Source organism: Pontibacter oryzae, assembly GCF_003576375.1.
Classification (GTDB): Bacteria; Bacteroidota; Bacteroidia; order Cytophagales; family Hymenobacteraceae; genus Pontibacter; species Pontibacter oryzae.
Map to the genome: position 1 here is coordinate 188864 of NZ_QWGE01000001.1, position 24642 is coordinate 213505.

The following is a 24642-nucleotide window of genomic DNA, read 5'->3' on the forward strand; positions in this document are numbered from 1 at the left end:
AAATATGATAAAACGATCATATGAAAGCAAAAGCACCAACCATTCTGGTTAGTGCTTTTACAATTAGGCTCTACTAGTCAGTGGTTTGAGTTTTTAATAATTTCTATTGCGTTGGTTATTGTACCTTTCGTGTGGGCGGCCATACCTGCCTGCTGTCGCATCGTAGTTATGGGGGTGCTCTTGGCGCCTGTGTGCATTGCTATCATGGATAGATGGACTACCATGGCCGCCACCATAACCTGAGGATGAAGTATAGTTTTCTGAATTGCCTCCTGCGCCACTCATAGCACCGTTACCGGGCGCACCTCCAAAGTCCCCGTGCGTACTGTAGTTTGAGCCTCCGTACGCAGCTCCGCTATAACCGCCTGGCCGGCCGGTGTTATAGGCTTGCTGCTGTTGCGCCCTGCGCTCGCGCTCCATGTCATCTAACCGGTTGTGGGGTTCTGAGCCAAGCCTTCTGAATTCAGGAATACCGTATCCTTGCCGTATATCTGACAGGTATGGCTCTGAAATATGCGTATTTCTGTTATAGTTTGCGTTGAGTTCATTAGCATGACGGTCATAATCTTCGAACCGATGGGCGTCGAAATCGCGGCGGTTGCGGTAATCCTGCGGGTGCTGGCGATGGCGGTAGCGGTTTTCATACTCTCGTCCAAAGTCGCCATCGCGCGTATTGCGGTCAAAATCTCTCCTGTTCTCTTCAGCACCTAAACCGCCGTGGTAGTACCTTATTTCATCATCTCGCTTGTTCATAGTTTTAAATACTTTATAATACATTAAGTCTACCTAAGTATAAACGCGGTATTGAAACATCGGTTTTTAACACTACCCTGCACAAAAAAGCCAAAGCCCGACACAAGGGTGGGCTTTGGCTTTAAGGTTTATGTTAGATTCGATTATCGTCTTCGTCCATCGTTTTCGCTGTAGCGCTGATTTAGCCACGTATAGCTTTTTGCAGATTTAGCATTACCGAAGACGCGCCGCTCACGATCCAAATCCCGGTCATTGTAGTTCGTGGCGCCATAGCCAGTTTCTCCGTAACCGCTGAAACCTTTATTGTAGCCTTTGGAGCGGCCTTTACCATCAACAGGGAGGTAGCCATAATTGTGGTCCATAAAGTCTGTATAACTCTGGCTATGTTCCTGTCCATAACTGGAATGCCCGTAGGGCGCACCTTCGCCGTAGGCGCGATCTTTTGAGTTATACGTTGCACTACCTGACTGCTCACCATGAGTTCTTTGCCCAAAAGTAGACGTGCTAAAATTTCTTCTGCTGTAATCCTTTCCGAAGCCCTGACTACCGTAGTAATCGTTGCCACGCATACTGGCATTGTCGCGGCCATAGTAGCTGAATCCGCTTTGCTTCTCAGTAGGGTTGCTCCAAGCCGAGCCGGTGTTCATGCCACTACGGTTGCTTGTGGTTTGCTCGCTCTCGTGCTTGCTTTCGTTTGGCCCGAGTAAGCGATTGCGGTCGTTGCGATAGTCCATGGTTATGAAAATAAGGTGATAGAATGTGTCTCTCCTACTTTAACGACCGGAATCAGTGCTGGTTTTGGTATTTACTCCAAATATTCTGAGTTCTACCCGCTATTATTGTCTATTGCTGTAGATGATCTTGAATCAGTCAATAAAATCCTGTTTCAACGCGTATAATATAGAATTTACCTAATCCACTTCTCCTACACTGGTTGGCAAAAACAATACTTAGTACAGATACACCTGCCGCTTGCACATCAGTAGCACTCTAGAATTTATGTTTGCCTTATCTAAAGACCAAGTATAGCAAAACACTTTACAAGGTGCCTAATGCTATAGAAACTATCGCTCAGCGGCAGTTCTAAAAATGCCTTCTCTTTCCGTTATTACTACCTATAAAAGTATAAAATTTGTTATGGAAGCTGCTAACCGGTGGCTACCTTTATCCTGAACATAGTAAAAAATCATTTTTTATACCTATGGAGAAAGTAACAACAGATATATGTATAGTAGGCGGCGGCCCTGTCGGGCTTTTTGCTGTTTTTGAAGCCGGATTGCTTAAAATGAAGTGCCATGTTGTGGATGCGCTTCCGGTAGTGGGCGGACAGCTTTCAGAAATTTACCCTAAAAAACCAATCTACGATATCCCAGGCTTCCCGGAGATTTTGGCAGGCGACCTGGTTAAAAACCTCGAAAAACAGATTGCACCATTTCACCCGACTTTTACTCTAGGCGAACGTGTTGATGGGCTGGAAAAGCTAGAGGATGGCAGTTTCATACTTCGAACATCGGCAGGTAGTGAGATAGCCTGCAAGGTAGTTGTTATAGCGGGAGGACTCGGGTCTTTTGAGCCTCGCAAACCGTCTATCGACAAATTAGAGCAGTATGAGGATAAGGGCGTGGTATACATGGTCCGCGACCCGGAGCAGTTCCGCGACAAGCATGTGCTAATTGCTGGCGGCGGCGACTCTGCCCTCGACTGGACCATCTACCTGGCTGGCATTTGCAAAGAGGTAACGCTAGTTCACAGAGGCTCCACATTCAGGGGTGCGCCTGAGTCTGCGGCCAAAGTGTTAAGCATGGCAGAAGAAGGCCAGATTAAGCTTATCCTTAAATCAAACGTCACCGAGGTTCACGGCGAGGACACGCTGGAGGCAGTAACTGTTATGGTTGACAACGCCAACCCCTATAAGGTTGATGTTGACTACTTTATTCCGCTGTTTGGCTTGGTACCCAAGCTTGGCCCGATTGAGGACTGGGGGCTAACCCTAGACAAAAATGCCATTGCCGTAAATACCCTGGATTATTCAACCAATGTGCGGGGCATATACGCTATCGGCGACATCAACACCTATCCCGGTAAGCTAAAACTTATACTGTGCGGCTTTCACGAAGCAGCCTTAATGGCCCAGAGCGCATACAATATCATTTACCCAGACAAGAAGTTTGTATTGAAGTATACCACCGTTAACGGAATACAGGAGATATAACCATGAAAGACGCTATAAATATATTTGTTGAGCAGGAGAATGGTGAGCGTATTGAACTAGAAGCTCCTTTAGACATGAACTTGTCGGTAATGGAAGTGCTTAAAGCAAATGAGTTTCCGGTGCAAGCCGTTTGCGGTGGCATGGCTATTTGTGCTACTTGCCACGTAGAGGTGCTGCAAGGCGAAGACTTACCTGAGATGAGTGACGATGAGGCCTATATGCTGGAGTCTTTGCCACACGCAACAGACAGTAGCCGGCTTTCCTGCCAACTGCGCATCGAACCTGAATTAGATGGGCTTGTAGTACGTATCATGCCCGAAGCCTGATTTCAGAGCGTTTCAACAAAAAAGGTGCTGCCCAGGCAGCACCTTTTTTGTTGAAGCCAGAACCGTTGGAGTAGATTATTTAGCAGTTGGCAACGAAGAGTTCAAGATACCACGGTTGCCTGCCCAAAACCACAACCCGATAAGTATAAGCTCGGCCACTCCATCTAATAAGTATACTTCCCGAATTTTTCCGCTGAATACATAAAAGAAATCAACCAAGGCCATAACCAAGGCACCACCCACGCCCAGCCATTTCAGATCTGGTGTAATGCGTTTCTTGGTCCCAGCTATAAACAACACAAGCCCCACTACAATCATCAGTAAGCTAAGGCACCGAACAAGCCATAATTCTTCTTTCGGTCCGGTAACCCAGATAAAGCTATCCATGTGCACGAGTGGCCACATCGCCCCGATGCCCCAATACGCTCCATGGATTCTAGCTACAGCTCCTGCACGGTTCATAATTCTACAAGATTGATATACCTTATAGTATACGCTGTTAAAAAACTTGGTCTGATGGAAACGGGTAAATCAAGCAGAAATTTGGATACAACCTGCTATTGAAGAAGTTAACACAAAATAAAGACGTGATAAAATCGCTCCAGCACCCAGATGAGCGACATTACCACGTCTGCATCAAGGCCAAGTGCAATTCAATCGTCAGCTTTACATAGCTATAAGCTAAACCAACCTAAAGCCACCTGTCATGCATCTTTAGCCCTGCATAACCCTATTTACGCGCTTAAACCCAAAAAGCATGATTAATTAAATTTTATTTTGATTTTTACAAACAAATACGTGTTTAAACACACGAAGCTAAGTATATCTACTGAGTGAACTGTGAATATTTAAAAAATCTATATAATGCCATTTTATTTGAAATACGATACCAACCCGTTATATTTGATTTTAAATATATACTCTAATCACAAGACTTATTTATGAAAACAAACTTTCGCAACTTGCTTGCCACCGCATTTCTTACAGTAGCAAGCTATGGCGCCTTTGCGCAAACGTCTGCGGGCTCAATAGAGCTTTCCGGCTCACTTGGCTTTTCAAGTGATAATATTGATAATGGGAGTCAAAATAACAATGAAACTAAAATAAGCAGCTTTTCTATCGGCCCATCAGTAGGCTATTTCTTTGCTGATAATCTGGCGGCAGGTATAAGCCTGTCTTATGGATATAATAATTATAATGCTTCATCACTTGTCTATACCGGCTCAGGGTATATGGAAGTCGATCAAACAAATAAAACAAACTCCTATAGTATAGCCCCATACATTAAAAAGTATTATACGCTGAGTGATAAAGTTGCAGTTTCTGTTAGTGGCAGTGTAGGTTTTAGTAAATCTAAGTATACAACTGATTATGATTCGTATTACTTGGACCAAGAGTATACAACGAACGGCCTAAGAGTTGGGGTCTCGCCGGGCATCACCTTCTTTCCAACACCCAAAATAGGCATAAGCGCCTCATTCGGTTCACTGGCTTATAGCCGCAGCAAAACAGAACATAAGTCTGAGAATATGCAGCCTGACACAAAGCAATCTAGTTTTGGCTTAAATCTGGACAGCAATACCTTTTTCTTTGGCTTCGGATATTACATTAACCGATAACGTTAGCTCCCATAAAACATAAGCGCCTGAGCAGGATAATTGCTCAGGCGCTTATGTTTTATGGCTTTCGTGATAAAGTTACCAACCACTGGCCAGCACATCTGCAATATGCATTGTTTTAATGGGCTTGTTCTGCTTCTGAATGTATGCTTCCAGGTGCATCAGGCAGCTGCTGTCGGTAGACACGATAAAATCGGCGCCGGTAGCTATGGCATTATCCACTTTCTGCTCTGCCATGGCCGTTGAGATAGCCTCGAACTTAACGGCAAAGGTACCGCCAAAGCCGCAGCAGGTCTCGCTGTCTTCCATCTCCACCAATTCCAGCCCTGCCACGTTGTTCAGGAGCTCGCGTGGGCCAGCCTTAATGCCGCACTCGCGCAGGGCGCTGCAAGAATCGTGGTAGGTATACTTGCCGGGCAGTTTCGCATCTTTTATTTGGGTTATGCCCATCACATCCGTCAGGAACTCCGTGAGCTCATACACTTTTTTCTGCATGGCTCTATACTTCACCAACTTCGATGACTTCACGAAAATATCCTGATACGCATTCCGTACCATGCCTACACACGAGGCAGATGGCGCCACAATGTAATGAGAGGTTTCGTTCGAGAAATCATCCAGGAACTTATCGGCCACCTCGCGGGCTTCGTTAAAAAAACCAGCGTTAAATGCAGGCTGCCCGCAGCAAGTCTGGTTAGGGTTATAGCGTACCTCGCAACCTACTTTCTCAAGCACCTTCACCATATTCATGGCTGTATCCGGGAACAGCTGATCCACGAAACACGGTATAAAAATATCTACAATTGTTCTGCTTGCCATAGTTTATAAAAACACTGCCTCTGATGCAGCCATCGCAGCTTGCAGGGCGGTTTTGTTGAGGTTCAAATTTACGCCTTTATTTTCGAAGAAATCCACCAAATTTTCAGTTGGCATATTTCCAACCAACTCGTCTTTGGCCATGGGGCAGCCACCATAGCCGCGCAAGGCACCATCATAGCGCTGGCAACCGGCTGCGTAGGCTGCTTCCACTTTTTCTTTCCAGGTAGTTGGCGTAGTATGCAGGTGCGCCCCAAACTCTATGTGCTCAAACGCAGGAATTAGGTGGCTAAACAAGTATGAAATATTCTCGGGGCTGGCAACACCTATGGTATCTGAAAGCGACACGACCTTTACCTGTAGCTTATCCAGCTCCTGCACAAAACGGATGACTGTTTCTACATCCCAGGAATCTTTGTACGGGTTGCCGAAGCCCATGGAAATATAAGTAACCAAGGTCTTGCCCGTTCGAACGCAAATGTCCTGAATCTCGGCCAGTTGCTGCATGGCCTCCGCTATACTTTTATTTGTGTTTCGCTGCTGAAACGTTTCCGATACCGAAAGCGGAAAGCCCAGGTAATCTATCTGGCTGTGTTGCGCAGCATCCTCGGCTCCACGGGTATTTGCGATAATCGCCAGCAGCTTCGACGAGGAGGCACTTAGATCCAGTTGGTCAAGCACGGCTGCTGTATCGCGCATTTGCGGGATAGCTTTAGGCGATACAAAACTCCCAAAATCTATTGTGTCAAACCCGACTTGTAGCAAGTGGTTGATGTACGTTGCCTTTGCATCAGTTGGGATAAATGCGGAGATGCCTTGCATAGCATCACGAGGGCACTCGATTATTTTCATAAGTAAAACGTCTGTTTAAGGTTGGCTTCAAACCGGCTTCTCAAAGATACGTTTCTCTGGTAAGCGAACGAAGAAAATGCGTACCATACTTTGATATAGTAACTGCTATTAGTAGCTTATAAACATAAACTAACCGGTTGCCGTCGCTTGAGGTTTTTAGAAATAGCCATCTGCACGTTACTTTTTTCTTTCCCAGCGTGTGCTCACGATAGTATGGCTCTAATGCATAACCCGTACTTTAGCAGGTACCGCCAGCTAGCGTTACCCGCTTATACTTACAAAAAGAAAACAGCATTTGGCGCATACCTGCTCCTAACAGGCTATTACCCATCCTCTACAGGATTTTGCCAACTAAGCTACGCGAACAGCTCATTAGTTAAAAGATTAACGTATATATACCTATGGATCACTTTGCAGGGCGCACCGCTGCGGAGGCTGCTCCAGACGAGAATCAGACTGCTAAACTAAGAAGCTATGTCCTTTACTCCTCACTACATCCAAACAGCGCCCTCACCAGTACAAGCCGAGGAAAAGCGAATGCTGGAGCTGGTTCAGAAACAGCGATTGTTTTTTGATACCGGCACCACCCTGGACATTGATTTCAGGAGGCAGCGGCTCAGGCAATTGCAGCAGTCCATCCGCCAGCATGAGCAAGACCTCTTCGATGCCATGTATACCGATTTCCATAAACCAAAGGTAGAGGCTTACAGCACTGAAGTTGGTTATGTAGAGTTAGAGCTGAAAGACGCGCTGAAAAACCTTAACAAATGGGCCAAACCCCGACGCGTTAAAGAATCAGTCATAAACTTCCCGTCGCGGAGCTACATTCATGCTGAGCCCTATGGACTTACCTTAATTATTGGCCCCTGGAATTATCCTTTTCAACTCCTTATTAACCCGCTGATTGGCGCTATTGCCGCAGGAAATTGCGCCATCTTGAAACCATCGGAGCTAACCCCTGCCACCTCAGCCGTAATTTCCCGGATGATCCGGCAGAATTTTGACGACGAGTATGTTGCTGCTGTGGAGGGAGGCGTAGCCACTACTGAAGAACTGCTACGGCAACGCTTTGATTACATTTTCTTTACCGGAAGCACCAAAGTAGGTAAAGTGGTGATGAAAGCCGCAGCCGAACACCTGACACCGGTAACGCTTGAGCTTGGCGGTAAAAGCCCGGCCATAGTAGCAGAAGACGCTGACCTTAGCCTGGCCGCGCGACGCATAACCTGGGGCAAGTTCATAAACGCGGGCCAAACCTGCGTGGCACCGGATTATGTGCTTGTTCAGGAGCAGGTTAAAGAGGAGCTCATCCAGCTTATCAGGCAGTGTATCACTGAGTTTTACGGCCCTGAACCAGAGCAAAGCCCAGATTACGCGCACATCGTGAACGATGCGCATTTTAACAGGCTAACTGCTTTTTTAAAGAGTGGGCTAATACGGGCTGGCGGGCAAACTAACAGCGCGAATCGCTACATCAGCCCAACTATTCTAGATCAGGTAAACTGGCAGCACCCGGTAATGCAGGAAGAGATTTTTGGCCCTATCCTGCCTGTTATATCCATTCAGAGTATTGATGAAGCGATTCAGACAGTGAAAGCGCATGAAAAGCCGCTTGCCTTGTACTTGTTTTCATCCAGTAAAGAAAAGCAGGCCCGGGTGCTAAAGCATGCCCATTTTGGCGGAGGCTGCATTAACGACACAATATCTCATTTAATAAACCCCCACCTGCCCTTTGGCGGCGTTGGTGGGAGTGGCATGGGCAGCTACCATGGCCACAATACGTTTAACCTCTTCTCGCATCAGAAAAGTGTGCTGCACCGCGGCACGTGGCTCGACCTGCCGCAACGCTACCCACCATACCATAACCGACTGCCTTTGCTGCGCAAGCTGTTTCGGTGGTTATAGATTTAAGCTCCCGATGCCCTGCTGCTTAACCTCGTCGTGTCTGTCTGCGTTTGAGTAATGGGCACACTGTAAATCTGTCCTCACACAACAAACACCCTGACTATGGAAAATCTGATTGCATACTTAAATGAGTCGCTGGTGCCGCTCGAGGAGAAGGTAAAAGCGTATTTGCAGGTTGAGCAAGACATCCGGCACCTGGAAGTTGAGATCCTAACTCACAGGAAAAACAACGCAGCAGAGGCATCTGCCAAAGAAGAAGACTTAAACGGGCTGCTGCAGAAGTATAACAAACTGCGCGAAGAAGTGGTGCAAATGCTGCCAGAGCAAAACAAGTTTATAGAAATAAACCTAGGCTATGGGCCAAGTATGGTCGGCTACTTTACCGTAGACCATGAAACACATCAAACCCTACCTGAGCCCGTATTGCGCGTAGTTCACTAAACTTCTCATATAAAAACCGCTAAAACCGATACTTATTGATGGGATTACTCCTTCTATACCTTGCCATTGCCTTATGCTTTTCATTTCTGTGCTCTTTACTGGAAGCTTCGCTGCTTAGCATCACGCCATCCCATGCTTCTATTTTAAGCAAAGAAAAGCCTCCGCTCGGCAAAGACCTGCAGCACTTTAAAGATAACATTGACAGGCCGCTGGCCGCCATACTTACCCTGAATACTTTTGCGCACACTATCGGGGCTGCAGGTGTGGGCGCACAGGCCCAGCTTATCTGGGGCGATGAATACCTGACTGCAGTGTCTGTTGTGCTGACGATATTTATACTTATCTTTACAGAGATTATTCCGAAAACCCTTGGGGCAAACTACTGGAAACAGTTAACGCCATTTACGGTACGCACCCTAAAAATCCTAATCTATTCTCCACTTTACCCTATCATCTTGTTTTCGCAGTTTATAACCAAGCGGCTGAAAACTGAAAAGGGACGCAGCGTGCTTAGCCGTGCCGATTTTACAGCCATGGCTGAGCTTGGCATAAAGGAAGGGATTTTCAAAAAGGGTGAATCCCAGATCATCCAAAACATACTTCGGTTCAACAACATACTTGTGCGCCATATCATGACGCCGCGCACCGTTATCGTAAGCGCTTCCGGAAACATGACCATGACCGATTTCTTCCGGGATTTTCCGGATTTGCGCTTCTCCCGGATCCCGATCTACTCCGAAAACCTGGATGATGTGCAGGGGTATATCCTGAAGGAGGAGGTCTTGTACAAGATCATTAATGGCGAAGGAGACCAACCCTTAAAATCGGTGCTGCGCAAAATACAGGTAGTACCCGAGCACATGCCCATTCCAACATTGTTTAACCGCTTGCTGGAACAGCAGGAGCAGATAGCTTTAGTTGTGGATGAGTATGGAGGCACCGCCGGCCTGATAAGTATGGAGGACATTATTGAAACGCTGCTTGGGATGGAGATTATTGATGAACTTGACCAGGTGGCAGACCTGCAACACTGGGCGCGCCAAAACTGGGAAAAGCGTGCCCGGCGCTTGGGTTACACCCCTGAGAGAGAGCAGTAGTAAGATAGCATGAACCATACTTTAAAGTTGAGCTTATTTAACGTAGGCAACTAAACCACTGACCAGGAACATGACTGAGAAAATCTGCGCGACAGGATAAAGGATAACTTATTCCGTTGCGAGTGGTTTTGAAAGTATACACTTTTGCACCCATACTTGCGCTGCTCATGAAAATACTGCTTACAGGAGCCAATGGCTACATCGGGAAACGGCTTTTGCCATTGCTTATAGAGCAGCAGCACGAAGTTGTGTGCATGGTCCGTGATCCGCGCCGTTTTGATGTGCCCGAAACCCTGAAAGAGAAAGTGCAGGTGGTAAAAGGTGATTTGCTTAAACCTGACGGCTTACACCAGCTCCCCGATGACATTGAAGTGGCGTACTACCTGGTGCACTCCATGGGCTCCAGCCGCGATGACTTTTCGAAGGCAGAGAAAAAGGCGGCAGAGAACTTTGTGGCTTACCTTAATACCACCACAGCCAGGCAAACTGTATACCTCAGTGGCATCTCCAATGATAAGCAGCTTTCAAAACACCTGGCCTCGCGCAGGTTCGTGGAAGATGTGCTCGATACAGCCCGCGCGGAGTTAACCGTGCTCCGCGCCGCAATAATTATCGGGTCGGGCAGCGCCTCCTTTGAGATTATCCGCGACCTTATAGAAAAGCTGCCGGTGATGGTAACGCCCAAATGGCTTGATTCTAAGTGCCAGCCCATTGCCATTAGGGATGTGCTCTTTTACCTAACCGAAGTGCTTGGCCGGGAGGATTGTTTTGGCAAACGTTTCGAAATTGGCGGCCCAGATGTACTGACTTACAGAGAGATGCTGCTTCGGCTGGCTGACATAAGGAAGCTAAAACGCTACATCATAACATTGCCTATACTTTCGCCTCGCCTCTCATCCTACTGGTTATACTTTGTTACAAGCACCAACTATGCCCTGGCACGCAGCCTAGTAGATAGCCTCCGCAACGATGCCTACGTGCAGGATGATCGGATAAAAGCGGTGATTCCGCACCAGTGCATCTCCTATGAGAAGGCGGTTAGCCTGGCATTCAGCAAAATAGAGCAGAACTCGGTTATCTCCAGTTGGAAGGATTCGCTGGTAAGCGGAACCATGAGCCTGAACTATATGGATTTCATCCAGATACCAGAGCATGGCGTGCTTACCGACAAGCAGCGCTTAAGGTTTGACCGCGACCCTGCCGAAGTACTGGAGAACATCTGGAGCATTGGCGGAAACCGTGGCTGGTATAAAACCGATTTCCTGTGGCGCATCCGTGGCCTGATGGATAAAATGGTTGGCGGTGTTGGCCTGCGCCGTGGCCGCAGGAGCCCCAACGAGGTAAGGGCCGGCGACACCATAGACTTCTGGCGTGTGCTGGTGGCCGACAGACAAAACAAAAGGCTACTGCTTTATGCCGAGATGAAACTGCCGGGCGAGGCCTGGCTCCAGTTTAAAATCTGTGAAGAGCCCGACGGAAACTATCTTGAGCAGCTTGCTGCCTACCGCCCCGATGGCTTGCTGGGCCGCCTGTACTGGTATGCCGTTTTACCCTTCCACTTTATCATTTTCGGGGGTATGGTGCAGAACATCGTAAGCTACTCACATGCGCAGGATAGAAGGAATAAGAATGGTTAAAAAACATTCAATAGAATATCCAAACTATAGCTTTTAAAGTATAAAACTTAATATACGCCCCATAGTATAAACAATATCTTTTGCAGGCTATATAGTTGCACCAACCTTCGGGCTTTTAACAAGTGCTAGATTTATTTCTTGCCCTCTAAAATATAGTTAACTTTGCTTGCCAATAACGACACTAACTTAATGGAGGCCATTAAAGAAACTAACTTCTCCTTTGCCGGGCAAACCGGCTTTTATAAAGGCAAAGTGCGCGATGTTTATTATTTCGAGGACAAGATAGCAGTTGTTGCCACAGACCGTATTTCCGCTTTTGATGTGGTGCTTCCGCGCGCCATACCATACAAAGGACAGGTGCTGAACCAAATTGCCAGCCTTAACCTTAAAGCCACTTCTGATATTGTTCCTAATTGGGTGCTGAGTACTCCGGACCCGAACGTAACCATTGGTCACCGCTGTGAGCCATACAAGGTAGAAATGGTAATACGCGGTTACCTTGCGGGCCATGCCTGGCGCGAGTACAAAGCGGGCAAGCGTGTGGTGTGTGGCGTAGCGCTTCCGGATGGACTGAAGGAAAACGACAAGTTGCCTGCTCCCATTATCACGCCCACCACGAAAGCCGATGAGGGCCACGATGAAGACATTTCCCGCGAAGAAATTTTAGCGAAAGGACTTGTTTCAGAACAAGATTACCTTATTTTAGAGTCTTATACGCGGGCGCTTTTCGAAAGAGGCACGGAACTGGCCAGGCAGCGCGGCCTGATATTGGTGGATACCAAGTATGAATTTGGCAAGTATAACGGTGAAGTATACCTGATCGACGAAATTCATACGCCGGACTCTTCCCGATATTTTTATACTGAGGGCTACGCAGATCGCCAGCAAAATGGAGAACCGCAACGCCAACTGTCTAAAGAATTTGTTAGGCAATGGCTCATTGAGAACGGTTTTCAGGGTAAAGAAGGGCAACAAGTGCCGGAAATGACAGATGAAGTCGTAAATGGGATTTCGGAGCGCTATATAGAGCTGTATGAGGTATTTACGGGCCAAAAATTTGGACGTGAGGACTATAAAAACGTGCTGCAACGCATTGAGCAACACGTAAGTGACAATATTTTTACAGCCAAAAATTAAGTTTGTTAAAGTAGATTTTGGTACATTCGCATTTAAATCCTTTACTGGTAGACTATGAAGTACACGATTGATAAGAAAGAAAATTACACGATTATCACGATAGATGAAAAGAAGTTGGATACTTCAATCGCACCGGACCTTAAGTCTGAGTTCGTGAAATTGAATGCCGAGGGGATCAATAACCTGATTCTTGACCTGAACGAAGTTAAATACACTGACTCATCCGGGCTTAGCTCAATCCTGATCGCTAACCGCCTTTGCAACTCATCAAGCGGCTTACTAATCCTTACAGGCTTGCAGGACCACGTGATGAAGCTCATCACGATCTCTAAGCTGGAGTCGGTGCTGAACATCCTGCCTACGGTGGAAGAGGCTATTGACCGCGTTTTTCTGCACGAGATTGAGCAGGACCTGACAAACAAAGAAGACTAAGCATACCAGCCTGTAGTGGATTTCGAACTCAGGATATTGGGTAGTTCGTCGGCCACACCTTCGGCAAACAGGCATCATACCGCCCAAGTTCTTACAATTGGCAATCAGTACCATCTGATTGATTGCGGAGAAGGTACGCAAATGCAGCTGATGCTTTACAAGATAAAGCATCAGCGCATTTGCAGTATCTACATCAGCCACCTCCACGGCGACCATTACTTTGGCTTGGCAGGCCTGCTATCTACCATGCACCTGCAGGGGCGCCACATGCCATTGCACCTCTTTGGCCCTCCCGGCCTCCTTGAAATCCTTAGCTTACAATTCAAGTACTCTGGCACCAACCTCTGTTTTAAACTCATTTTTCATGAGTTAGATACTGCTTGCTACAGGAAGATTTTTGAGGATAAAGCTATTACAGTACACAGCATACCTATGGAACACAGAGTACCCTGCTGTGGATTCTTGTTCCGCGAAAAGCTAAAGCCGCGCCCACTTATAAAAGATAAGCTACCTGACTTTTTGCGCCCACCACAGTTAGTGCGCCTGAAGTGGGGCGAGGATATAAAGGACGAACAGGGAAACGTATTAGTGCATAACAGCGATGTTACACTTGATCCCAAACCAAGCCGCAGCTATGCTTACTGCTCCGATAGCCGGTATAAACCGGACCTGCTCCCCTACCTTAGCCACGTAGACCTGATGTATCACGAAGCCACTTTTATGGATGACCTTCGTGAGCGGGCAGAATACACCTACCATAGCACAGCCCGACAGGCAGCACAGCTTGCCTTGGCCGCAAAAGTGCGTCATTTGGTTATTGGCCATTTTTCGGTGCGCTACAAGGATCTCAGCCCGTTGCTAGCGGAAGCGCAGGAGGTTTTCCCGGCCACAGACTTAGCCAATGAAGGCAGCGTATTTTGTGTGCAGGACCAACCTGCTTTACCGGCCACCTGATAATTTCAGCATTGTTTTACGCCTCAACCTTGCAGTTGCTCTAAAGTAATCTGCTTATACTTTAATCTGTTCTCATTTTTGCATATTTTAGTAGCTTCAAACTTGTGTGCTCTCTGTAAGCCTAACAAGTCCACTAAACTTTATACCTCTAATAATGGCCAGAAAGAAATTCCCTATAGCGTTCATCATTCTGATTGCAATCGTTGTGCTGCTAGGGCTTATGCAGTTCGTTAAAATTGATAAGGCAAACCCGCCCGTAGAACCGTCAAAGGATTTCGTTATGCTAACGAACCCGCCAAAAGATGTTGCGCTTATACTTAAAGAGTCATGCTACGACTGCCATTCCAACGCCACTACCTATCCTTGGTACGCTGACGTTGCACCTGTCTCATGGTGGCTTAAAGACCACATCGATGATGGACGCAAGCACCTTAACTTTTCGGTATGGGCAGAATATACTCCTAAAAAAGCGGAGCATAAACTGGAGGAAAGTATAGAAATGGTGGAGGAAGGCGAAATGCCGATGACTTCGTACACGCTGATGCACGCCGAAAGCAAACTGACCAAAACCGAGAAGGAGAAACTGTTGGGCTGGCTAAAGTCTGTCAAAAACAGCTATTCCGGCATTTAAGGCAAAATTCTTAATTCACCACAATCATTAAAAGCAAGCCTGGCAAAAGTATACTGTCAGGCTTGCTTGTTTAATACAACTCCAAGAGCCGAACGCCTATGCTAACCCCAGCGCAGCACCGCTACGAGAAAAAAAGGACGCAACTATTCCTGGTCTTGAGCGGCATTTTTATCTCCAATGCCCTGCTGGCGGAGCTTATCGGGGTGAAGATTTTTTCGGCGGAGGCACTGTTCGGTTTACCGGGTGCCCAAATCCCGTTGCTGGGCGGCACCAAGCTGGACTTTAACCTGACTGCGGGCGTTATCATCTGGCCCGTGGTTTTTATCACCACCGATATCATTAATGAGTACTTCGGAAAAGATGGTGTGAAGAAAGTGAGCATACTTACCGTGCTGCTTATACTTTACGCCTTTGTGGTGATAAGCGCAGTAACCGGCCTCCCTCCCGCCCAGTTTTGGCTCGACGTGAACAGCTCCGATATGCAAGGCAATGCATTTGATATAGACTACGCTTACAACAGCGTGTACCGCCAGGGTTTAGGTATAATTATTGGTTCGGTGGCGGCTTTCCTTCTCTCGCAGTTCCTGGATGCCACGGTTTTCCATTGGCTCCGGCGTTTTACCGGCAGCAAAAAAATCTGGCTGCGTGCCACCGGCTCAACCTTAGTGTCGCAACTAATCGACTCTTTTGTGGTTTTGTTTATCGCGTTTTATGCCTTTGGCAACTGGTCGCTGAACCAAATCCTGTCGGTTGCCCTGATCAACTACATCTACAAGTTTTGCATTGCCATACTTCTAACCCCGCTGCTGTACGTGGCGCACTACCTGATAGACCGCTACCTGGGCGCAAAAGAATCCGCTGAGCTCATACTTGAGGCGGCTAAGGAAAGCGAGGCTTAAAATTATACTTCCTCAAGATCAACGCGTTACAAGTTAACTCAATTTTTCTCTTGCTTGGCTCAAAGTATTTACCATATCTTTGCACCCTTGCAAAATAGAAAATGCCTGCACATTTAGCACATACACAGATTTTCATCACAGGCTACGAGCTACACGACCTGTAACAGCTCCCCAATCTCATTTGGGGCTGCATCGGCCCCTCCATTACTATTTTTTTGGTTGATTGATTTTTAGACTGGAGGGACATTTATGTTCAGAGGAGTCGCCTTGGTTTTTTGTGGCGCGTGTAGTTTTGGTGTGCTTTCTACTTTTGTAAAGCTGGCATATAAGGAAGGTTATAACTTGGGTGAAGTAACGGGCACCCAGGTTTTTTTTGGGTTGATTATCCTTTGGACAATCGTGTTGTTGCGAAAGCTGCTTGGCGGCAAAAGCAACAACACATCGTTCAGGGAGAAACTCAAACTGGTTGCCATGGGCACCAGTACCGGCCTTGTCAGCATTTTTTACTACAAATGCGTCCAGACTGTTCCGGCATCCATCGCCATCCTGCTGCTGATGCAGTTCACCTGGATGAGCCTGCTGTTCGACGCGATTATCAAGCGGAAACTCCCTACAATCACACAGGTTAGCATGGTATTCCTGATACTGCTGGGCACAGCCCTGGCAGGCAGGCTTTTCGCCGGCAACATCCCTGACTTTGATTTAGCTGGCGTTGGATTCGGGCTGTTGGCAGCGCTTTGCTATACGTTCTTTTTGATGATAAACGGAGGTGTGGGCAACAACCTGCACCCAAGCTTAAAAAGCGCACTGATGCTTACCGGGGCCTGCATAATGGTGTTCAGCATTTTCCCGCCCGTGTTTGTAGTAAGCGGCGCACTGTTAGGCGGCAACTTGCTGAAATGGGGTTTGCTCCTGGCGTTGTTTGGCACGGTGCTGCCTCCTTTGCTGTACGCTTACGGCATTCCAAAAACCGGCCTTGGCCTGAGCGCCATACTTAGCGCCGCCGAGCTGCCGGTAGCAGTACTAATGTCTAGCTTGGTGCTGCACGAGGAAGTATGGGCGATGCAATGGCTAGGCGTAGCAGTTATACTTAGCGCCATTGTTTTGTCTAATATCAGCTCAGTTAAAAAGAAGCATAAACACACTGCTGCGGTAGCGGCATAAGCATAAAAATAGTATTGGTTGATTGATAGGATGGTTAGGTTTTGCCTTGTGCAGATGCCTGGCCATTTCTGTTTTAAAGGCACGATAACCTGTAAACTTCTAAACCTGCGCCGGCGCACCCGATATACTATAGTATGCACAATAGCAGCCGTTTAAGCTTTTTTTAGTTCCGGCCTTAGCGCACCCTGCAAAACTTATACTTCCGGCTTTGCGGCAATTTCGCTTAATTTGTAACCGAAACAAGAAATCCATACGCTATGGCACGATACCTTACAGGAATCCAGAGCACGGGCCGTCCGCACCTGGGCAACCTGCTTGGCGCAATTATACCTGCTATCAAGTTCTCCGAAACCTCTGACCAGGAGGCGCTATACTTTATCGCAGACATGCACTCGCTTACCACCATCCGCGATGCTGAGACACTTCGGCACAATACCTACTCGGTGGCTGCGGCCTGGCTTGCGTTTGGCTTCGATACCGACAAGCACGTATTCTACCGCCAGTCGGATGTGCCTATGGTAACTGAGCTAACCTGGTACCTGAACTGTTTCACGCCTTTCCCGATGCTGGCCAATGCGCACTCCTTTAAGGATAAATCATCGCGCAGAGGGCTTTCAGACGTAAATGCCGGCCTGTTTACCTACCCGGTGCTGATGGCAGCGGATATTCTGATGTACGATGCCAACTTCGTGCCCGTAGGAAAGGACCAGATCCAGCACCTTGAGATTACCCGCGATATTGCCAGCTCGTTTAACCACCACTTCGGCGATACGTTTGTGTTGCCAGAGGCTAAAACCGATGAAACCGTGATGACCGTACCAGGGCTGAATGGCGAGAAGATGAGCAAATCGTATGGCAACATCATCGATATTTTTGAGGCCGATAAGCCGCTGCGCAAAACCATCATGAGCATTGTTACGGATAGCAAGGCGCTTGAAGAGCCCAAAGACCCGAACGGTGACACGGTATTCCAGCTTTACAGCCTGCTGGCCTCCCCGGAGGAGATTGAAACGATGCGCCATAATTACGAAGCAGGCGGTTATGGCTACGGCCATGCCAAGCAGGCGCTCTATGAGCTCATCATCCAGAAGTATGCCAAGGAGCGCGAGCTGTTTAACTACTACATGAACAACCTGCCCGAGCTTGATAAAAAGCTGCTGGAAGGCGCTGCTAAAGCCAAAGCCATTGCGCAGCCGGTGTTAGAGCGTGTGCGCAAGAAACTGGGATACTAAGTATAAAGCAATCTTTAAAACAAGTTTGCAGATAACAGAAAGGGTAGCTGAGCGATCGGTTACCCTTTTTTTGGTGTTTATACTTTAAACTTAGGCTTTTAAGTTTAACATATCATACATTATATATATCTTAAGTTCTCATTCTAAAACATGCTAAACACCTGACTTTAAAAACTATGGCAAATGCGGTGGCAACGAATATGCGCGCGGCGAAAGTCGGCACGGAGCGTTATCTTTCCTTGGATGTGCTACGGGGCTTAACCGTGGCGCTAATGGTAATCGTAAACACACCCGGAAGCTGGGGCTCCATTTATGCGCCGCTGCGCCACGCTCCGTGGCACGGCTTTACGGTAACCGACCTTGTTTTCCCGACGTTCCTGTTTGCCGTGGGCAATGCCATGAGTTTCAGCATGCGTAAGTTTGCGCTGCAGCCAAACAGCGAGTTTCTTCAGAAGGTGTTTAAGCGTACTGCCCTCATTTTCATGATTGGCGTGCTGCTGCGTTGCTTTCCGTTTGTGGCGCATGCCGAGGGCGGCGGCCTGGAGTTGATCGATTTCTCTACGGTGCGGATTATGGGCGTGCTGCAGCGCATTGCGCTTTGCTACCTTATCGGCTCACTGGTGGTGCATTACCTCAAAATCAGAGGTTCCATACTTTTCAGTGTGCTGGTGCTGTTAGGGTACTGGGCAGCTTTATACTTCTTTGGCACGCAGCCTGATCCATATAGTCTGGAAGGCAACGCAGCCCTAAAGTTCGACCTGCTGTTCTTCTCCCCCGAGATTCTCTACAAAGGCTACGGCATCCCCTTCGACCCCGAAGGCTTGCTAAGCACCATTCCGGCAGCCGTGAATGTGGTGGCTGGCTACCTGGCAGGTGTATACATTCAGAAAAGCGGCAACAACCTGAGCACAGTGCTTAAACTGGGGGCTGCCGGCGTTGTTACCATTATCCTTGCCCTGCTCTGGAATACCGTCTTCCCTATCAACAAAGCCCTCTGGACGAGCTCCTACGTGCTGCACAGCATCGGCCTGGACCTGCTTATACTTGGTGCGCTGATGCTTGTTATAGAGGTGGCAAACTATAAGCGCTGGACCTACTTTTTCGAGGTGTTCGGCAAGAATCCGTTGTTTATCTTCTGCATGTCCATTCTCATCATTAAAATGCTTAGCTTTATTAAGGTTGACGAAGAAACGCGCCTGAGCACCTGGGTATACCAAAACGGCTTCCTGAGCTGGAGCGAGGGCGAGTTTGCCTCCCTTATGTTCGCCCTGACCTATATGCTGGTGCACTGGCTGATGGGTTACTGGATGGATCGCAACCGCATATACATCAAAGTATAAAAGTGATCGCATCACAACTGAGAGTCTGCCACCTTTGCCGGGGCAGGCTCTCAGTTTTTTAGAGGGAAAGGCAGCGCAACGAGCATAAAAAAAGCACCTACTACTGCAAAGGCAGCTGCAAGTGCATCTTCGGTACCGAAAGCGGCTCTTTTACTGATCTTCTTCCTCCAGGATGATCAGGTCAGCGGAAGCGCGGTTCAGCGCAATCGGAATGTTATTGATCACTGCCGTGCGGATCAGCGTCTGGATGTCGTGCTCGTGTCCGTGCGGTGTTTCAGCATCAATAAAGAAAATCACCTTGTGCACCTCGCCCTGTAGTATTTTGGCAGCCAGCAAAATGTCTCCGCCGCTTGGCCCGTGGCCAAAACCCTGCACATCCAGCTCCAGCATATCGTTCAGCAACTTGGAGGTATTGGTTGTGCCGATCAGGTCATAGTTTTTCAGTACTTCGAGGTGTACTTTTGCCCAATTCAGCAAGTCGTTCTTTCGGCTGTTATGGGCGATTAACGCAATGGTAGTTCTCATGAGCGTATGTTTAATTTTAAGCTCTCTCTGTGAGGGCCTCTCCCAAAGATAATATTTTTTTGCAGAATTGAGCGGCAGGAAATTTTAAGAGATTTACTGTTTGCCATCCTTCAAAAAGTATACCCAAAGTAGTACTTTTCTTTTGCCATAATGGCAAAAGAACACTCTTAAAAGGTGCATTTTAGCATATTTTTCGTTATCTTTGTTCTGAATGTTATGTACATCTCTTTCATGACGGCAGTTCCTGCCTGCTTTTAGGCTCATTAAATAATTATTTGCAAATAGAGCCACCTGCCTGTATATCATTCAGGAACACACCTTGAGCCGCACCAGCGTAAGCGGCCTAGCACCATAATCCCGCATCAAGCTTCCCGAAAGAGATGGCATGCATTTGTGGCAACTGCCGCGTTTAAAATGCCTCTAAGCCGTGAACCTGCGTATATACTAAGGCACGGCTTCTTTTAGAGGCTTATTTATTCACTTAAAATCGACACTATGGGTAGATCTCAAAACACTTTCATGAAAAAGCAACGCGAGAAGAAAAAGCAAAAGAAAAAAGAGGAAAAAATGCAGCGTAAGGTTGAGCGCCAGGAAAACTCTACCGGCGGCAGCCTGGCTGAAATGATTGCTTACGTAGATGAGTTCGGCAACATTACTGATACTCCGCCTGAGGAACAAAAAGAAACTTCTCCCGATGAAGACCAAGAAAAAGCTTAGTTCACAGCTGAAATATCGCACAAGGCAGGCCTAGGATGTTACTCCAGCCTGCCTTTTTTATTACCCCATATTATACTTCGTGGCATAAAGTATAACCATGTGCAGGTGCAGCACAAAAAATAAATTCTGTGGATCAGTTCACTAAACAAAAAGCGCCTACTTGTACCATAAAGGCAAAAGCAGGCGCCAGAAGTATAGAACCGTTGCCGGTCTAACTAAGCTTTCTATTATTCAGCTGTCCAGAGAACACGCTCCTGATCAGAGAGAATCAGCAGCACGCGCGGCGGGTTGGCAACCAACACTAAGCGCATCTCCACCCCCGGAAAAGAGTCAGACTCTACCCAAACACCCTCAGTCTCTTCGTGGTCTTCCAGTTCTTTACCGTCCAGCGAGCTGGCAAGGTAAGCCGTTGGCAACAGGATGTCCGCATCAGACTTGATTTTACCGTGCACATCTTCCAGCACGTCCTCCAGCTCATCGCCGTACTCCTCGTTAAAATCGTCTTCCAGGTCGTGCAGCTCTTCTTCTATGTCATCGTAGCGCGCGTCGTTGTAGTCGAGCGCGTTTAACTCTTGCTTCTTCTCCAGGATCGCCACAATGGACTCGTTCAGGGCTTTTGCATTCATGTCGTCTCGTTTTTTTACAAAGTTGAGAACATGCCGTAGCAATTGCAAGTATTCGGAATGATAATTTAACGGCAGGCCAAAGGGTTTTGATACTATCTTAAAAGGTGTATTTTTACACAAATAAGACCTAAAAAACTAATCAAAACTATGGTAACTGATATTTTGCCACTAAACGGCACCGATTATATTGAGTTTTATGTGGGCAATGCCAAACAGGCTGCCCATTTCTACCAAACGGCCTTTGGTTTTAAGCTGGTCGCCTATGCTGGTCCCGAAACCGGCATCCGCGACCGCGCCTCGTATGTGCTGCAGCAGGAGAAGGTCCGCTTCATGTTCACCACCTCGCTCAACCCAGATTCTGATATTGCCAAACATGTCCACCTGCACGGCGATGGCGTGAAAGTGCTAGCCCTGTGGGTTGATGATGCCGAGGAAGCCTACCGCGGCACGGTGCAGCGCGGCGCCACACCCGCCCAAGAGCCAACTACACTTACCGATGAACATGGCGAAGTGAAAGTGGCTTCCATCAAAACATATGGTGAGACAGTGCATACCTTTGTAGAGCGCAAAAACTATAATGGCGTGTTTATGCCGGGCTTCGTGCCAAGGCAAAGTATACTTGAGATAGAACCCGTTGGCTTAAAGTATGTAGACCATTGCGTGGGCAACGTGGAACTTGGCCGCATGAACGAGTGGGTGAAGTTCTACGAAGATGTGATGGGCTTTAAGCTGCTGCTCACTTTTGATGACAAGGATATCAGCACTGAGTATACCGCGCTCATGTCAAAAGTAGTGTCCAACGGAAACGGCTACATCAAATTCCCGATAAACGAGCCAGCGGCCGGCAAGAAGAAATCGCAGATAGACGAGTACCTGGAGTTTTATAAAGGCGCCGGCGTGCAGCACATCGCCATCGCCACCAACGATATCCTGTACACGGTAAGCGAACTGCGCAGCCGCGGTGTGGAGTTCCTGTACGTGCCGGAAACATACTACGACGACCTGTTTGAGCGCATCGGAAAGATTGACGAAGACATGGACGAGCTAAAGAAGCTCAACATCTTAGTAGACCGCGACGATGAGGGTTACCTGCTCCAGATCTTCACCAAACCCGTGGAGGACCGCCCAACCGTGTTTTATGAGATCATCCAGCGCAAAGGGGCAAAATCTTTTGGCAAAGGCAATTTTAAGGCCTTGTTCGAGGCAATTGAGCGCGAACAGGAGCTGCGTGGCAACCTTTAGGTGCTAAAATAAGTATAGCCGCGTGTAAATGTGGCTAAAATACCTTTATTTTGATATTACTATATTTCACACCAGTTCTTGAGTTTTGCCGTAGGTAAAGCAGGAACTGGTGTGATTTTTTGTCGTGGTGCATGCTGGCGCTATACATGTTAGCCGGTTTAAGGCTAAAGCAACAAAATTATCAGCTTTCAAAAAGACTATGATCGAGACATCCATAAAACAAAAGATTGACCAGTGGTTGGCTGGCAACTACGATGAAGTAACTAAGAATGAAATTACCGGCATGCTGGAGCGCGAAGAGCACGAGGCCCTGTCGGATGCGTTTTACCGTGACCTAGAGTTTGGTACCGGCGGCTTGCGTGGCATTATGGGCGCAGGCAGCAACCGCATGAACCGCTATACTTTGGGCATGGCTACACAAGGCCTTTGCAACTACCTGAAACAGAACTTCCCCGATCAGGAGATAAAGGTTGCCATTGCCCACGACAGCCGCAACAACTCACCAGAGTTTGCCCGCATATCTGCTGACATTTTCTCGGCCAACGGCATTACGGTTTACTTATTCGAGGCCCTCCGCCCTACTCCGCAGCTATCTTATGCCATCCGCCATTTGGGTTGCCAGAGCGGCGTGGTTGTTACGGCATCGCATAACCCGAAAGAATATAACGGCTATAAAGTATACTGGAACGATGGCGCGCAGGTAACTGCCCCGCACGATAAAAACATCATTGGCGAGGTAAACAAGATCACGTCTATAGACGAGGTTAAGTTTAACGCAGATGCCTCTAAAATACACATGCTAGGCAAGGAGCTGGACGAGGCATACATGGATGAGGTGCTGAAACTTTCTGTATCCAAGGATGCTATTAAACGCCAGCATGACCTAAAGATAGTTTATACACCACTACACGGCACCGGCATTACGCTGGTACCGGAAGTGCTTACGCGCTTTGGCTTTACAAATGTGCATGTGGTTGAGGAGCAGTCTGAGCCGAACGGCAACTTCCCGACAGTAGTTTACCCGAACCCGGAGGAGCAGGAAGCCATGACCCTGGCCCTGAACAAAGCCGCCGAAATTGATGCTGACCTGGTGCTTGCCACCGACCCTGATTCTGACCGTGTAGGCATCGCCGTTAAAAACCCGCATGGCGAGTTTGTGCTGCTAAACGGTAACCAAACGGGTGCCCTGCTGATCAATTATCTGCTGGATGCTTGGCAAAAAGCCGGCAAACTTACAGGCAAAGAGTTTATCGTAAAAACCATTGTAACCACCGAGCTTATCAAGGAGATTGCCGATAGCTACAACGTTACCATGTATGAGACCCTGACAGGCTTTAAGTACATTGCCGAGGTGATCCGTGAGAAAGAAGGCCAGGAAGTATACATTGGCGGCGGCGAGGAAAGCTACGGCTACATGATCGGGGATTTTGTGCGCGACAAAGATGGCATCTCGGCCTGCGCCCTGATTGCTGAAATGGCTGCTGTGGCAAAAGATAAGGGCCAGAGTCTGTTCGAGATGATGGTGGAGATGTACACCAAGTATAACTTCTACAAGGAAGAGCTTATCTCCATCACTAAAAAAGGCCAGCGCGGCGCTGAGGAAATTCAGCAAATGATGGCTGAGATGCGCAGCAACCCGCCTAAGCAGATCGCTGGTTCAGACGTGGTAGAGGTTCGGGATTACAAGATGAGCACGCGCAAGCTGATCATGACCGGAGAAGAGCATAAGCTGACGCTGGAAAGCTCTAACGTGCTGCAATACCTGACGGAGGATGGCAGTAAAATATCGGCACGCCCATCCGGCACCGAACCAAAAATCAAGTTCTACTTTAGCGTTAAAGAACCGCTTGCCTCCTCAGTAGCATATGAGGAAACCGAGCAGAAACTGAAGCAGAAGATCGAGCAAATTCAGAAAGACTTAAAGCTGAAATAAAGACTTTCCGTTAGAGCATACTTGAATGGCTAAATTGTAGAACGTATACTTCTGCATTTAGCCATTTCGCTTTTTAGGCAGTATTACCTTGCTTTTTCAGCGGCTCGCTGTTTACTTTAGCTTCAGCTTGCGCGCAAACTTCAAAGTATATC

At 47.7% G+C, this 24642-nt stretch carries 25 protein-coding genes; 18 read left to right on the forward strand and 7 right to left on the reverse strand.

Translation table 11 applies throughout. From position 1 onward, the window contains the following. Positions 1-93: 93 nt before the first annotated feature. Both D1627_RS00760 and D1627_RS00765 read right to left on the reverse strand, forming a co-directional pair. On the reverse strand, positions 94-753 hold the full coding sequence (locus D1627_RS00760; RefSeq protein ID WP_147383156.1) for a hypothetical protein: 660 nt from the start codon (positions 751-753) through the stop codon (positions 94-96). Between the two features lie 143 nt (positions 754-896). Beyond that, the gene (locus tag D1627_RS00765) at positions 897-1487 is read right to left on the reverse strand and encodes a hypothetical protein (RefSeq protein WP_119430319.1); all 591 of its coding nucleotides are present in this window, start codon (positions 1485-1487) and stop codon (positions 897-899) included. Between the two features lie 467 nt (positions 1488-1954). Between D1627_RS00765 and D1627_RS00770 the strand changes: the two genes are divergently transcribed. Continuing rightward, positions 1955-2965: an NAD(P)/FAD-dependent oxidoreductase gene (locus tag D1627_RS00770; protein ID WP_119430320.1), complete on the forward strand. Its 1011-nt coding sequence runs from the start codon at positions 1955-1957 to the stop codon at positions 2963-2965. 2 nt (positions 2966-2967) lie between these two features. After that, a complete protein-coding gene (locus tag D1627_RS00775) occupies positions 2968-3291 on the forward strand; it encodes a 2Fe-2S iron-sulfur cluster-binding protein (protein ID WP_119430321.1) in 324 nt (107 codons plus the stop codon). 75 nt (positions 3292-3366) lie between these two features. Here D1627_RS00775 and D1627_RS00780 read toward each other — a convergent pair whose 3' ends face one another. Continuing rightward, the gene (locus tag D1627_RS00780; protein ID WP_119430322.1) at positions 3367-3753 is read right to left on the reverse strand and encodes a hypothetical protein; all 387 of its coding nucleotides are present in this window, start codon (positions 3751-3753) and stop codon (positions 3367-3369) included. Between the two features lie 479 nt (positions 3754-4232). On the opposite strand from D1627_RS00780, the gene D1627_RS00785 reads away from it, so the two are divergent. Then, positions 4233-4910: an outer membrane beta-barrel protein gene (locus D1627_RS00785; RefSeq protein ID WP_119430323.1), complete on the forward strand. Its 678-nt coding sequence runs from the start codon at positions 4233-4235 to the stop codon at positions 4908-4910. Between the two features lie 78 nt (positions 4911-4988). Here D1627_RS00785 and D1627_RS00790 read toward each other — a convergent pair whose 3' ends face one another. Both D1627_RS00790 and D1627_RS00795 read right to left on the reverse strand, forming a co-directional pair. Beyond that, positions 4989-5729, reverse strand: a complete 741-nt coding sequence (locus D1627_RS00790; RefSeq protein WP_119430324.1) for a (Fe-S)-binding protein — start codon at positions 5727-5729, stop codon at positions 4989-4991. 3 nt (positions 5730-5732) lie between these two features. Then, positions 5733-6578: a hydroxymethylglutaryl-CoA lyase gene (locus D1627_RS00795; protein ID WP_119430325.1), complete on the reverse strand. Its 846-nt coding sequence runs from the start codon at positions 6576-6578 to the stop codon at positions 5733-5735. Between the two features lie 474 nt (positions 6579-7052). Here D1627_RS00795 and D1627_RS00800 point away from each other — a divergent pair, with 474 nt between their 5' ends. The 12 genes from D1627_RS00800 to D1627_RS00855 all read left to right on the forward strand — a co-directional run bounded on the left by D1627_RS00800 (position 7053) and on the right by D1627_RS00855 (position 19447). Beyond that, positions 7053-8483 carry an aldehyde dehydrogenase gene (locus D1627_RS00800; RefSeq protein ID WP_199688349.1) on the forward strand — a complete coding sequence of 477 codons (1431 nt, stop codon included), beginning with the start codon at positions 7053-7055 and terminating at the stop codon, positions 8481-8483. Positions 8484-8585: 102 nt separating this feature from the next. Beyond that, positions 8586-8924 carry a hypothetical protein gene (locus tag D1627_RS00805; protein ID WP_119430326.1) on the forward strand — a complete coding sequence of 113 codons (339 nt, stop codon included), beginning with the start codon at positions 8586-8588 and terminating at the stop codon, positions 8922-8924. Between the two features lie 38 nt (positions 8925-8962). Beyond that, a complete protein-coding gene (locus D1627_RS00810; RefSeq protein ID WP_119430327.1) occupies positions 8963-10021 on the forward strand; it encodes a CNNM domain-containing protein in 1059 nt (352 codons plus the stop codon). A 167-nt stretch (positions 10022-10188) separates the two neighbouring features. Continuing rightward, positions 10189-11658 carry an SDR family oxidoreductase gene (locus D1627_RS00815; protein ID WP_119430328.1) on the forward strand — a complete coding sequence of 490 codons (1470 nt, stop codon included), beginning with the start codon at positions 10189-10191 and terminating at the stop codon, positions 11656-11658. A gap of 189 nt (positions 11659-11847) precedes the next feature. Then, entirely contained in the window at positions 11848-12795 is a 948-nt protein-coding gene (locus D1627_RS00820; protein ID WP_119430329.1) for a phosphoribosylaminoimidazolesuccinocarboxamide synthase, read from the forward strand. A gap of 54 nt (positions 12796-12849) precedes the next feature. Beyond that, positions 12850-13227 (forward strand): STAS domain-containing protein, encoded by a 378-nt coding sequence (locus tag D1627_RS00825; RefSeq protein ID WP_119430330.1) that lies wholly within the window; start codon positions 12850-12852, stop codon positions 13225-13227. A 15-nt stretch (positions 13228-13242) separates the two neighbouring features. Then, positions 13243-14181 (forward strand): ribonuclease Z, encoded by a 939-nt coding sequence (locus D1627_RS00830; protein WP_119430331.1) that lies wholly within the window; start codon positions 13243-13245, stop codon positions 14179-14181. Positions 14182-14335: 154 nt separating this feature from the next. Further along, on the forward strand, positions 14336-14812 hold the full coding sequence (locus D1627_RS00835) for a heme-binding domain-containing protein (protein ID WP_119430332.1): 477 nt from the start codon (positions 14336-14338) through the stop codon (positions 14810-14812). Positions 14813-14910: 98 nt separating this feature from the next. Further along, entirely contained in the window at positions 14911-15711 is an 801-nt protein-coding gene (locus D1627_RS00840) for a queuosine precursor transporter (RefSeq protein ID WP_119430333.1), read from the forward strand. A gap of 249 nt (positions 15712-15960) precedes the next feature. Next, the gene (locus D1627_RS00845; protein WP_119430334.1) at positions 15961-16875 is read left to right on the forward strand and encodes an EamA family transporter; all 915 of its coding nucleotides are present in this window, start codon (positions 15961-15963) and stop codon (positions 16873-16875) included. Positions 16876-17132: 257 nt separating this feature from the next. Beyond that, entirely contained in the window at positions 17133-18107 is a 975-nt protein-coding gene (trpS, locus tag D1627_RS00850; RefSeq protein ID WP_119430335.1) for a tryptophan--tRNA ligase, read from the forward strand. 176 nt (positions 18108-18283) lie between these two features. Then, positions 18284-19447 (forward strand): acyltransferase family protein, encoded by a 1164-nt coding sequence (locus D1627_RS00855; protein ID WP_233555459.1) that lies wholly within the window; start codon positions 18284-18286, stop codon positions 19445-19447. Positions 19448-19597: 150 nt separating this feature from the next. Here D1627_RS00855 and D1627_RS00860 read toward each other — a convergent pair whose 3' ends face one another. After that, positions 19598-19972 (reverse strand): methylglyoxal synthase, encoded by a 375-nt coding sequence (locus D1627_RS00860; RefSeq protein ID WP_119430336.1) that lies wholly within the window; start codon positions 19970-19972, stop codon positions 19598-19600. 519 nt (positions 19973-20491) lie between these two features. On the opposite strand from D1627_RS00860, the gene D1627_RS00865 reads away from it, so the two are divergent. Next, positions 20492-20689 carry a cold-shock protein gene (locus D1627_RS00865; protein WP_233555460.1) on the forward strand — a complete coding sequence of 66 codons (198 nt, stop codon included), beginning with the start codon at positions 20492-20494 and terminating at the stop codon, positions 20687-20689. A gap of 227 nt (positions 20690-20916) precedes the next feature. On the opposite strand, the gene D1627_RS00870 is transcribed toward D1627_RS00865, so the two are convergent. Further along, positions 20917-21315, reverse strand: coding sequence for a hypothetical protein (locus D1627_RS00870; protein WP_119430338.1), 399 nt, complete (start codon positions 21313-21315; stop codon positions 20917-20919). Between the two features lie 147 nt (positions 21316-21462). Between D1627_RS00870 and hppD the strand changes: the two genes are divergently transcribed. Next, on the forward strand, positions 21463-22557 hold the full coding sequence (gene hppD / locus D1627_RS00875) for a 4-hydroxyphenylpyruvate dioxygenase (RefSeq protein ID WP_119430339.1): 1095 nt from the start codon (positions 21463-21465) through the stop codon (positions 22555-22557). 199 nt (positions 22558-22756) lie between these two features. Beyond that, the gene (locus D1627_RS00880) at positions 22757-24490 is read left to right on the forward strand and encodes a phospho-sugar mutase (protein WP_119430340.1); all 1734 of its coding nucleotides are present in this window, start codon (positions 22757-22759) and stop codon (positions 24488-24490) included. The last annotated feature ends 152 nt before the right edge of the window (positions 24491-24642 follow it).

Bases quoted from the DNA above. Each gene is read 5' to 3' on its own strand.
- D1627_RS00805 (WP_119430326.1), top strand. From the start codon at position 8,586: ATGGAAAATCTGATTGCATACTTAAATGAGTCGCTGGTGCCGCTCGAG.
- D1627_RS00770 (WP_119430320.1), top strand. From the start codon at position 1,955: ATGGAGAAAGTAACAACAGATATATGTATAGTAGGCGGCGGCCCTGTC.
- D1627_RS00790 (WP_119430324.1), bottom strand. From the start codon at position 5,729: ATGGCAAGCAGAACAATTGTAGATATTTTTATACCGTGTTTCGTGGAT.
- D1627_RS00800 (WP_199688349.1), top strand. From the start codon at position 7,053: ATGTCCTTTACTCCTCACTACATCCAAACAGCGCCCTCACCAGTACAA.
- D1627_RS00810 (WP_119430327.1), top strand. From the start codon at position 8,963: ATGGGATTACTCCTTCTATACCTTGCCATTGCCTTATGCTTTTCATTT.
- D1627_RS00795 (WP_119430325.1), bottom strand. From the start codon at position 6,578: ATGAAAATAATCGAGTGCCCTCGTGATGCTATGCAAGGCATCTCCGCA.
- D1627_RS00840 (WP_119430333.1), top strand. From the start codon at position 14,911: ATGCTAACCCCAGCGCAGCACCGCTACGAGAAAAAAAGGACGCAACTA.
- D1627_RS00825 (WP_119430330.1), top strand. From the start codon at position 12,850: ATGAAGTACACGATTGATAAGAAAGAAAATTACACGATTATCACGATA.
- D1627_RS00855 (WP_233555459.1), top strand. From the start codon at position 18,284: ATGGCAAATGCGGTGGCAACGAATATGCGCGCGGCGAAAGTCGGCACG.
- D1627_RS00815 (WP_119430328.1), top strand. From the start codon at position 10,189: ATGAAAATACTGCTTACAGGAGCCAATGGCTACATCGGGAAACGGCTT.
- D1627_RS00845 (WP_119430334.1), top strand. From the start codon at position 15,961: ATGTTCAGAGGAGTCGCCTTGGTTTTTTGTGGCGCGTGTAGTTTTGGT.
- D1627_RS00880 (WP_119430340.1), top strand. From the start codon at position 22,757: ATGATCGAGACATCCATAAAACAAAAGATTGACCAGTGGTTGGCTGGC.
- D1627_RS00760 (WP_147383156.1), bottom strand. From the start codon at position 753: ATGAACAAGCGAGATGATGAAATAAGGTACTACCACGGCGGTTTAGGT.
- D1627_RS00835 (WP_119430332.1), top strand. From the start codon at position 14,336: ATGGCCAGAAAGAAATTCCCTATAGCGTTCATCATTCTGATTGCAATC.
- D1627_RS00775 (WP_119430321.1), top strand. From the start codon at position 2,968: ATGAAAGACGCTATAAATATATTTGTTGAGCAGGAGAATGGTGAGCGT.
- D1627_RS00785 (WP_119430323.1), top strand. From the start codon at position 4,233: ATGAAAACAAACTTTCGCAACTTGCTTGCCACCGCATTTCTTACAGTA.
- D1627_RS00780 (WP_119430322.1), bottom strand. From the start codon at position 3,753: ATGAACCGTGCAGGAGCTGTAGCTAGAATCCATGGAGCGTATTGGGGC.
- D1627_RS00860 (WP_119430336.1), bottom strand. From the start codon at position 19,972: ATGAGAACTACCATTGCGTTAATCGCCCATAACAGCCGAAAGAACGAC.
- hppD (WP_119430339.1), top strand. From the start codon at position 21,463: ATGGTAACTGATATTTTGCCACTAAACGGCACCGATTATATTGAGTTT.
- D1627_RS00865 (WP_233555460.1), top strand. From the start codon at position 20,492: ATGAAAAAGCAACGCGAGAAGAAAAAGCAAAAGAAAAAAGAGGAAAAA.
- D1627_RS00870 (WP_119430338.1), bottom strand. From the start codon at position 21,315: ATGAATGCAAAAGCCCTGAACGAGTCCATTGTGGCGATCCTGGAGAAG.
- trpS (WP_119430335.1), top strand. From the start codon at position 17,133: ATGGCACGATACCTTACAGGAATCCAGAGCACGGGCCGTCCGCACCTG.
- D1627_RS00820 (WP_119430329.1), top strand. From the start codon at position 11,848: ATGGAGGCCATTAAAGAAACTAACTTCTCCTTTGCCGGGCAAACCGGC.
- D1627_RS00765 (WP_119430319.1), bottom strand. From the start codon at position 1,487: ATGGACTATCGCAACGACCGCAATCGCTTACTCGGGCCAAACGAAAGC.